The 8,615-nt window shown below is 65.7% G+C and carries 7 protein-coding genes and 1 pseudogene; all 8 read right to left on the reverse strand.

Annotated elements, in window-relative coordinates:
* Positions 1 to 8: 8 nt before the first annotated feature.
* The 8 genes and pseudogenes from GOALK_RS14880 to GOALK_RS14915 all read right to left on the reverse strand — a co-directional run bounded on the left by GOALK_RS14880 (position 9) and on the right by GOALK_RS14915 (position 8,505).
* Positions 9 to 1,181 (reverse strand): MlaD family protein, encoded by a 1,173-nt coding sequence (locus GOALK_RS14880; protein WP_035752767.1) that lies wholly within the window; start codon positions 1,179 to 1,181, stop codon positions 9 to 11.
* Positions 1,178 to 2,335, reverse strand: coding sequence for an MlaD family protein (locus GOALK_RS14885; RefSeq protein ID WP_006359654.1), 1,158 nt, complete (start codon positions 2,333 to 2,335; stop codon positions 1,178 to 1,180). Before GOALK_RS14885 ends, GOALK_RS14880 begins: the two co-directional genes overlap by 4 nt.
* Positions 2,332 to 3,435 (reverse strand): MCE family protein, encoded by a 1,104-nt coding sequence (locus GOALK_RS14890; RefSeq protein WP_006359655.1) that lies wholly within the window; start codon positions 3,433 to 3,435, stop codon positions 2,332 to 2,334. The genes GOALK_RS14885 and GOALK_RS14890 overlap by 4 nt, the downstream gene beginning before the upstream one ends.
* Positions 3,429 to 4,418 carry an MCE family protein gene (locus tag GOALK_RS14895; protein WP_006359656.1) on the reverse strand — a complete coding sequence of 330 codons (990 nt, stop codon included), beginning with the start codon at positions 4,416 to 4,418 and terminating at the stop codon, positions 3,429 to 3,431. Before GOALK_RS14895 ends, GOALK_RS14890 begins: the two co-directional genes overlap by 7 nt.
* Positions 4,415 to 5,449: an MCE family protein gene (locus tag GOALK_RS14900; protein ID WP_006359657.1), complete on the reverse strand. Its 1,035-nt coding sequence runs from the start codon at positions 5,447 to 5,449 to the stop codon at positions 4,415 to 4,417. Before GOALK_RS14900 ends, GOALK_RS14895 begins: the two co-directional genes overlap by 4 nt.
* The gene (locus GOALK_RS14905) at positions 5,446 to 6,768 is read right to left on the reverse strand and encodes an MlaD family protein (protein WP_006359658.1); all 1,323 of its coding nucleotides are present in this window, start codon (positions 6,766 to 6,768) and stop codon (positions 5,446 to 5,448) included. The genes GOALK_RS14900 and GOALK_RS14905 overlap by 4 nt, the downstream gene beginning before the upstream one ends.
* Positions 6,769 to 6,778: 10 nt before the next feature.
* On the reverse strand, positions 6,779 to 7,645 hold the full coding sequence (locus tag GOALK_RS14910; protein WP_006359659.1) for an MlaE family ABC transporter permease: 867 nt from the start codon (positions 7,643 to 7,645) through the stop codon (positions 6,779 to 6,781).
* Between the two features lies 1 nt (position 7,646).
* Positions 7,647 to 8,505 (reverse strand): annotated as a pseudogene (locus tag GOALK_RS14915) (MlaE family ABC transporter permease).
* Between the last annotated feature and the right edge of the window lie 110 nt (positions 8,506 to 8,615).

The raw sequence follows: 8,615 nt of genomic DNA on the forward strand, positions 1-8,615 counted from the left end.
TCTGGTCGTCATTTGTCGAGCGGCACCGTGCGGGCGTTCGGGTCGTAACCCGGTGGGGGCCCTGCGGTGTCGTCGCCCGGCGGTCGTGGTGCGTTGGCCGAACCACGGATCTGCTGGTTCGGATCCTCGGTCACACAGTACAGATTGGTCGGGATGGTCAGCTCGAGGACTTGGGTCGGCCGACGCGGGGTGACCGGGTAGTTGCAGCTCGGTCGCGGATACACCGAACCGAACGTCCACCACGCGCCGTCGTGGAACATGGTGAGGCTCTTGATGCTCGCATCCCGGATCGATGGCATCAGCGTCGCGAGGGCCGGTGCACGCAGCGCGCCCTGCTCGGCGATGTCGAGGAACTGCTTCATCACGTCGGTCACCGGGTCGGTCAGCTGGTTGATCGAACCGGCGAGGCTGGTCATCTGCGACGGGCCGCGGTCGAGCAGCGTGCGCAGCTCCTTGTCGGAGGCCGCGGCGGCGTTGATCAGGTCGCTCAGCCCCGACACCGTGGTCCCGAAGTCGGGCTGGATGTCGGCGGTCGTCTTGAAGATGGTGCCCGCATTCTGGATCAGCTTCGTCGTCTCGGGCAATGCGGTGTAGAGCCGGGCGAAGATCGTTCCGCCCGAGTCGAACAGCACCTCGAGATCGTTGGAGCCGTCCTCGGAGTACAGCGCGATCTTCAGGTTGTCCACGGCCGAGCGCAGTTGCGCCGGATCGATCTGCTGGATGAGTTCCAGCGAGGACTCGAGGAGATCGGAGAACGGCACGGTGACCTTGGTCTGCCCGGCCTCGATCACGTCGCCGTCTTCGAGGTACGGGCCGTCGGTGGTGGTCGGTTGGAAGTCGACGTACTGCTCGCCGGCCGCCGACAACCCCAGCGCGGAGACCTGGGTGTTGCGGTTGATCTTGTACCGGTCGTCGACCGAGACCTTCACCGTCACCGAATCCGGCTCCACGCGAATGGTGTCGACCTCGCCGATACGCGCCCCGCGAAGGGTGACCCCCGAGGTCTCCTGCAGGCCGCCGGAGATCGGGAACTCGATGGTCAGCTTGTACTTGCCCGCCAACGGCTCCCACCGCAACGTGCCGAGCGACAGGTAGCCGAGCCCGACGACCATGACCAGGACGAGCCCGATGTTGCCGGCGAGTACGGAATGCTTGCGGAGGAAACCGAATACGCCGCTCATCCGCAGCACCCCTTGGTTCCGGTGAGTCGGGCGAGCAGCCGCGTGAGCGTCTGCTGGAGCGCTGCCGAGCCCGAATCGACGTCCTCGAGCTCGGGAAGCCTGCTCGCCGAGTCGAACCCGACGCCCGGGTTCAGCCAGTACACCTTCGCCGACACCGCAGCCGCACTACCCGGCGTGGACTTGATCCACTTGGGGGTCAACGTGTGCAGGTTGTCGGCCAGCGACCCGAGCGGGCCCGCCGCCTGCCGCAGACCGGCCAGCACCGTCGACAGATGACCGAGCATCTCCACGAGGTTGTCCTGGTCGGTGCGGAGGAAGTCGTTGGTCGCCGAGGTCACTTGTTGAGCCTTGTCCAGCGAGGTCAGGATCGAGCCGATCTGGCCGTTCAGCGACTGGAGCGCGGGACCGAGTTTGTTGATCGACGCCATGATCTGGGCTCGGCCGTCGGCCAGCTGACCGGTCAGGATTCGCGTGTTCTCCAGCGACCGGTCGACCTGCGCCGAACTCTGATTGAGTTTGCGGATGCCCGTCGTGAGACCGCGGATCGCCCCGTTGAGGTCCGTCGGATTGGTCGCGACCGCCGCGCTCAGTTCGGTGAGGATGACCGTGAGCGAGTTCAGCGAACCACTGTCGACCACGCCGCTCATGCTGATGAGCAGGTCCTCGACGGTCGACGCCGCGGAGGTGGGGCCGGTCAAGGTGTCCCCATCGACCATGAAGCCCTTCGTGGCAGTGGGCGGCGGCAGCAACGCCACGAACACGTCGCCCAGCGGAGTCGCCTGTCGGAGTTCGGCACCCGTCCCCACGGGCAGTTCGGTCTTCTTGCTGACGTCCATGGTGACGATCGCCGAGTAGTCCTTCGCGACGATGGTGTCGACCTGCCCCACATCGGTGCCGTTGAGCTTCACCTTGGCGCGTGTCGGCAGATTCAGGGCGTTGTCGAAATTCGCCGTCAGCCGGATGGAGTCACCGATGCCACCGGGGGCCGGCAGCGGGATCTGTTCCACGGTCAGGCCGGGCAGCACCCCACAACCGGTGAGTCCCATCAGCGCACTGAGCAGCAACGCCGTGACCGCACCGCTCCTCGTGCGGGAGCGGCGTCCTACCGGTTCGCCGACCGTTCGACTCAGGGAAGCGCTTGTCACCGCTCTCATTTCGTCAGCTCCAGCATCGCCGAGTAGATGCCCATGTCCGGACCGAAGTCCTTCAGCTTGCCGGTGCGGCAGCCGTCCTTCTGCAGGTTGATCGCCTCGCAGAACTCGGCGAGCAACTCGTTGTCGAGGAGCGACTTGTCGAGCAGCACCTGTGCACGCCAGGCGCCCTGCTCGGCGGAGATCGAGTTGCTCAAATTCTGGAACAGCAGCGGACCGACGTCGATGGTCTCCACGACCTGTCGCGAGTAGTCGCTCAGGTTGGCGGTCAGCGCGGCGAGCCGGTCGAAGGAGACCGAGATCGTGTTGGTGTTGTTCTGCAGGAACGCCGTCGTGTTCTGCAGCGTCTGGTTCAGGTTGCGCATGGTCGCCACGAGACCGGGCGACTGCGCGCCGAGCAGCTCGGACACCTCGTTGACCGACTTCGAGAAGGCCGTCATCTTCGGATAGTTCTTCACCAACGTGGTGGTGAGTCCCTCGATCGTCTCGATGATGTCGACGAGCGCGTCGCTGTTGCCCGACACCACATTCGACGCCTGGCCCAACTGGTCGAGGGCGGCGCGGATCTCCTCGCCATTGCCCGTCGCGATCCCCGAAGTGATGTCGATCATGTCCGCGAGCGGTCCCGGACCGGGGCCCTCCCCCTTCAGGGAGACGACGAGACCGTCGATGGCGTCGAACAGTTCGCCGACCGACACCGGGGCCTTCGTCTCCTTCAGCACCGAGCCGTCCTCGAGCTTGGGCCCGCTCTCGTAGGCCGGCGTCAGCTCGACGTGGCGCGTGGTCACGATGGAGGTGTTGACGATCGCCGCCGTCGCGTCGGCGGGCACCGGCACGTCGCTGTCGATGGTCATGGTGACCTTGACCCGGTCGCCCTGCGGCTCAACGGCGGTCACCTGACCGACCGGCATGCCGAGGACCGCGACGTCGTTGCTGACGTAGAGGCCGGCGACGTTGTCGAAGTAGGCGGTGACCTCGATCGCCTGCCCGAAGGCCGCCTTCCAGCTGCCCGGGACCATCGAACACCCCGAGAGTCCCACGATGCCGAGCAGGGAGATGCACACGAGGAGCGTCGAACGACGCAGCTTCTGCGGATTCAGCATCCGTCCACCACCCGGGCCAGGCACAGCCAGTTGTCGGGGAAGATGCCCCACGGCAGGTACCCGTTCGCGTACGGTCCGTCGCCGATGACGTTGTTGGTCAGACGAGCAGTCACGGGCAGGATCTCCAGCAGCTTGCGCAGGTTGTTGCGGTTCTTCTCCAGACCCTGCGTGATGGTGTTGAGGTTCGCCATGATCGGGGCGAACTGGTTCGCGTTCTCCCCCGCCACCGCACTGGCCTGTTCGGTGAGGTCGGCGATGCCGTCGAGCAGGCGCGTCACCAGTTCCTCACGGGCCACGATCTTCTGGGTCAGGTCTCGTCCCTGGCCGACGATCACCGCCAGTTGCGCCTGGTTGTCGTTGACGATGTTGGTGATCGTCTCGGTGTCGGTGATCAGTTGATTGATCTGATCCTTGCGGTTGGTGATGACCTCCGACATCTGCGTCAGGGCCTCGAACGTCGGCTCGGTGATCGCGGGGACACCGGCGAGCTGACGGTTGAGTGTGCGGATGCTCTGCGAGAGGGTCTGGTCGTCGATCCCGGTCAGGATCGGAGCACCCTCTTCGATGGTGCGATTCAGGTCGTAGGGCACCGCGGTCCGCTCGATGTGGCCGTCGGGTGCCTCCTCGGGCGAATCGCCCAGCGACACATCGACGTAGCGCTGACCGAGCAGCGTCGACATCTTGATCTCGGCCATGCCGTTCTTCGTCACCTTGACGTCGGTGTCGACCTTCATGGTGAGCGCGACGTGCTGGCCGGCGAGTTCGGTTTCGGTGACCTCCCCGACGTCGATGCCGGCGACGCGCACCTTGTCCCCCGGCCGGATTCCGCCGGCCTGGGCGAAGTCGGCGGTGAGCGTCTTCTTCCCGAGATGCGCACCGGCCAGCGCCGTCACGCCCAGCAGGAGTGCGACGATGACGACCGCGCCGATCACGCCGTACCAGACGCGGGTGTTGCTGCGGAATCTCTTGCGGAACCAGTTCATCGGCACACCACCGAATGATTAGTGCCACCGATCTTGTTGAAGATCCCCGGCGGCAGCAGGACATCACCGATCGCGACGTCGAGGTCGCAGGCATAGATGTTCAGGTATGCACCCTCTCCGAGTACGAGCGGGAAGTGGCCGAGGAAGATCGGCGCGTCGACGGCCATCCGGTCGAGTTTGGAGCCGTTCTGGATGAGTGTGTTGGTGGCAATCCGCCCGTTGGTCGCGGCGGCGGCGAGGCTGCCCCGGCTGCGGCTCAGGACGTCGGCGAAACCGTCTGCCGTGCGGCCGATGTCGGAGACCGCGCTGCCGAAGGCCGCCGAGTTCGAGTTGAGGTTCGCGATGAGGGCGGACATCGACTCGATGACGGTGCCGAGCTGGCCGCCCTGACGGGACAGGTCACGCATGACGGTGCTCAGGTTGTTGATGATCGCGCCGATCACGATGTCGCGGTTGGCGGTGTCCTCGGCCAGCCGGCCCACCTCGGCGACGGTGTAGCTCAACGAGACCGAATTGCCCTGGAAAGCCTCGAGGAGACCCTGCGACAATGCGTTGACCTGCTCGGCGTCGAGGGTCTCGAACACCGGCTGGAATCCGGCGAGGAGCTTGGTGACGTCGAAGGAGTCCTCGGACGGCAACTCCAGCGTCGACCCGGGCGCCAGCGGCTTGCTGTCGCGGCCCTCGACCAGGGTCAGGTTGAGATACCGCTGACCGATGAGGTTCTGATAGCGGATCGCACCGCGCGTGTTGGTGTAGACCTGTTGGTCGTTCTGCACCTCGAATTCGACTCGGGCGCGCCCGTTGTCGAGTTCGATCTTGTCGACGCGCCCGACGCGGACGCCCGCCATGCGGACGTCGTCGCCGGCGGCGAGTCCCGAGGCGTCGGTGAAGAAGGTCGTGTAGTTGTTGGTCGATCCCGACACCGATCGTTCTAGGGTCGAGAAGATCACATACGTCACGAGCAACGCGACGAGACCGAAGATCGTGAAGCCGATCAACGGTTTGCGGATCGAATCCGAGGCCGCGCTCATCGTCCCCCTCCCTGATCAGTGGCAGCGTCACGTGCGTCGATGGACTGGACCAGCGGTCCGAGCATGATCGTGTCGGCGGCCGACGGCGCCCGGCGCAGCACTGCGCCGAGGGTCTTGTTGTCGGCGTCGGTGGTCACCATGCCCACCGGACGGTTCTTGCGCATGCCGTCGGACGGATAGATCCGCAGCGGACCCGACATCGTCGGTCCGGTACCGGTTCCCGGTCCCACGCAGCCCGGCCCGCGCAGCGTGCCGTACGGGCCGCCGTTGTACACCGGACAGTTCTGACGCGTGTAGCGGACGAAGGCACCGAAGCTGACGCCGATGTTGAGCTGGACGTGTCCGTTTGTCCCGGTGAAGACCGTGAGCACCCGAGCCGCGAGGTTGTTCAGCGCGATGACCGCCTGCGGCAACGAGTTCGGTTCGAGCACGGTGGCGCCGAGCATGCGATTCAGGTCGGTGACGAGTCGCTGACCGCCGTTGCCGTTGCGGGCGAACATCAGCTGTATCTGATCGAGCAGTCCCTGGTTGCCGGACAGCAGCGCCGCGAGGTCACGCTGCTTCTCGGCGATGGTCACCGCCGGGATCACGCTGCGCCCCAGGGCGTCGAGCAGTTCCGGCGCGGACTCCGCGAGACCGCTGATCGCGGCGTCGAAGTTGTCGAACCCCGGCGGCGCGCCCGGCGGGAACTGGGCATTGATCGCGTCGAAGTAGGTCCGCAGCACGCCGACGAACGAGCCGAACACCGATCCGCCGCCCTTGAGGGCGTCGGCGACGACACCGAGCACCTGGGCGAGTTCCTCCGGCGGCACCGCGTCGAGGATGGCATTCAATTCGTTCTGCGCGTCCTGCAGCTTGATCGTCTCAAGCGACTTGTCGGCGGGGATGGAGTCACCCGACGACAGTCGTTCGGTACCCGGCTCGGCGGGTCGGACGAGTTCGACGGAGTTGACGCCGAACAGGTTCGACGGCACGGTCCGCGCGGTCACCGACGCCGGGATGCCCTCGGCCTGCGCGGGCACGATGTCGATCTCGACCTTCTTGATCACCTTCGCGGCGTCGACCCGGTCGCCGGAATCGGCGACCGAGATGGACTTCACCGAGCCGACGATGAGCCCGTTGTACCGGACGTCGGCGCCCGATGTCAGACCGTCACCGACGTCGACGAGGTCGGCGGTCACACCCACCGTTTTGCTGAAGGTGCCCTGGTACCGCATGAACAGCAGCACGAAGATCACCAGCAGGACCAGCAGGAAGGCGACGCCCCGCAGCACGTACTGCAGCAATGAGGGGTTACGCCCGTCGGTCGCGATGTTCACCGGCGCCCCCTCAGCCCGAGATCTTGATTCCGGGCGAGGTGCCCCAGAACACGAGTGTCATGACCAGGTTCGCGAACACGATCACGATGATCGCGAGCCGGATGGCATGTCCGGCAGCAATTCCCACACCTTCGGGCCCCCCAGCGGCGAAGTATCCGTAGTAGCACTGGATGAACGTCGTCAGCAGGACGAAGACGATCACCTTGATGAACGAGAACACCATGTCCCAGGACACGATGAACTGGTTGAAGTAGTACAGATAGGTGCCCTCGCCCTGGCCGCTCTGGACCATGAACATGAACTGGCAGGCAAGGTAGTTGGCGGCCAGCGACACCGAGTACAGCGGGACGATCGCGATGACCGCGGCCAGCATGCGGGTGGTCACCAGGTACGGCAGCGGCCGGATGGCGATCGCCTCGAGGGCGTCGATCTCCTCGGCGATGCGCATCGAACCGAGCTGGGCCGTGAAGCGGCAGCCCGATTGCGCGGTGAACGCCGTCGCCGCGAGCAGCGGGGCGATCTCACGCGTCGTCGCGAACGCCGACAGACCACCGGTCACCGGCGACATGCCGAGCAGGTTCAGCGCGGTGTAACCCTCGATGCCGACGGTCGCACCGCCCATGATCCCGAGGATCACCATGACGCCGACCGTGCCGCCGCCCACGACGATCGCGCCGTTGCCCCACGCGACGTCGGCGAGCAGGCGCCAGACTTCTTTGCTGTAGTGCCGGAAGGCCAGCGGGACCGCGCCGATCGAGCGGACGAGGAAGGTGATGAGATGCCCCATCGCCGCGAGGGCGTCGCGCGGACCGCGATAGACGGCCTTGGCGGCCTCCAGGGGTTTCAGCGCGGGTGGCACATACCGTGACGCGGTCATCTCACACCACCTTCGCCGGGAAGAGGATCGCGAACAGCTGCGTGAGGATCACGTTCACGGTGAACAGGAGCAGGACGGAGTTGACCACCGCGGCGTTCACCGAGTTGGCGACGCCGGCGGGACCACCCTTTGTCGAGAGGCCGCGATCGCAGGCGACGATCGCCACGATCGCGCCGAATATGACGGCCTTGGCCAACGCGAACATCAGGTCCGCGGTCGTCGCAAAGGACGCAAAGGTGCCCGTGTAACTGCCTGGCGTACCGCCCTGGAAGTACACGTTGAAGACGTAACCGGTGATGAAGCCGACGAAGCAGACGAAGCCGCAGAGCAGGAAACTGACCACCATCGTGGCGAGCAGACGCGGCGAGATCAGACGCTCGATGGGGTTGACGCCCATCACCTTCATGGCGTCGATCTCGTCGCGGATGGTGCGGGAACCGAGGTCGGCCGCGATGGCCCGAACCGACCGCGCCCGCGAGGAGCAGCGAGGTGACCAGGGGCGCACCCTGACGGATGACGCCGAGGCCGGTGGCCGCGCCGGAGAACGACGTCGCGCCGACCTGGCCGGCGATGTTGGACACCTGGATCGACACGATGACGCCGATCGGGATGGCGACGAGCAGGGTCGGGAACACCGAGGTGCTCGCCATGAAGGCGCACTGTCGGATGAACTCACCGAATGGGAAACGCCGCTTGAAGAGGTCGACGAAGAGCGTACGGAACACCTCGACGAACATGCCCAGCTGGCGTCCGAAGGTGTCGAAGGACGCGACGACATGTTTGTCGAACCACGACCGAACCGCACCCGGTCTCTTCCGACCGACCTCCTCGTCATCCGAGGTGACTGCGTCTGTGCTCAATCCCTACCCTTGCGTCTCGGCTTACCCGTTCACCGGCCGTCAGGTCGCAATGTGCGTGATCCGCTTCTGAATCCCGCGCACCACTCGGCAGATCTGCTCGAGGTGCCCCC

This window comes from Gordonia alkanivorans NBRC 16433 (assembly GCF_000225505.1).
GTDB classification, from domain to species: Bacteria; Actinomycetota; Actinomycetes; order Mycobacteriales; family Mycobacteriaceae; genus Gordonia; species Gordonia alkanivorans.

What these genes read in the sequence shown, in the direction of transcription:
- GOALK_RS14880 (WP_035752767.1), bottom strand. Translation starts at nt 1,181, where the DNA reads ATGAGCGGCGTATTCGGTTTCCTCCGCAAGCATTCCGTACTCGCCGGC.
- GOALK_RS14885 (WP_006359654.1), bottom strand. Translation starts at nt 2,335, where the DNA reads ATGAGAGCGGTGACAAGCGCTTCCCTGAGTCGAACGGTCGGCGAACCG.
- GOALK_RS14890 (WP_006359655.1), bottom strand. Translation starts at nt 3,435, where the DNA reads ATGCTGAATCCGCAGAAGCTGCGTCGTTCGACGCTCCTCGTGTGCATC.
- GOALK_RS14895 (WP_006359656.1), bottom strand. Translation starts at nt 4,418, where the DNA reads ATGAACTGGTTCCGCAAGAGATTCCGCAGCAACACCCGCGTCTGGTAC.
- GOALK_RS14900 (WP_006359657.1), bottom strand. Translation starts at nt 5,449, where the DNA reads ATGAGCGCGGCCTCGGATTCGATCCGCAAACCGTTGATCGGCTTCACG.
- GOALK_RS14910 (WP_006359659.1), bottom strand. Translation starts at nt 7,645, where the DNA reads ATGACCGCGTCACGGTATGTGCCACCCGCGCTGAAACCCCTGGAGGCC.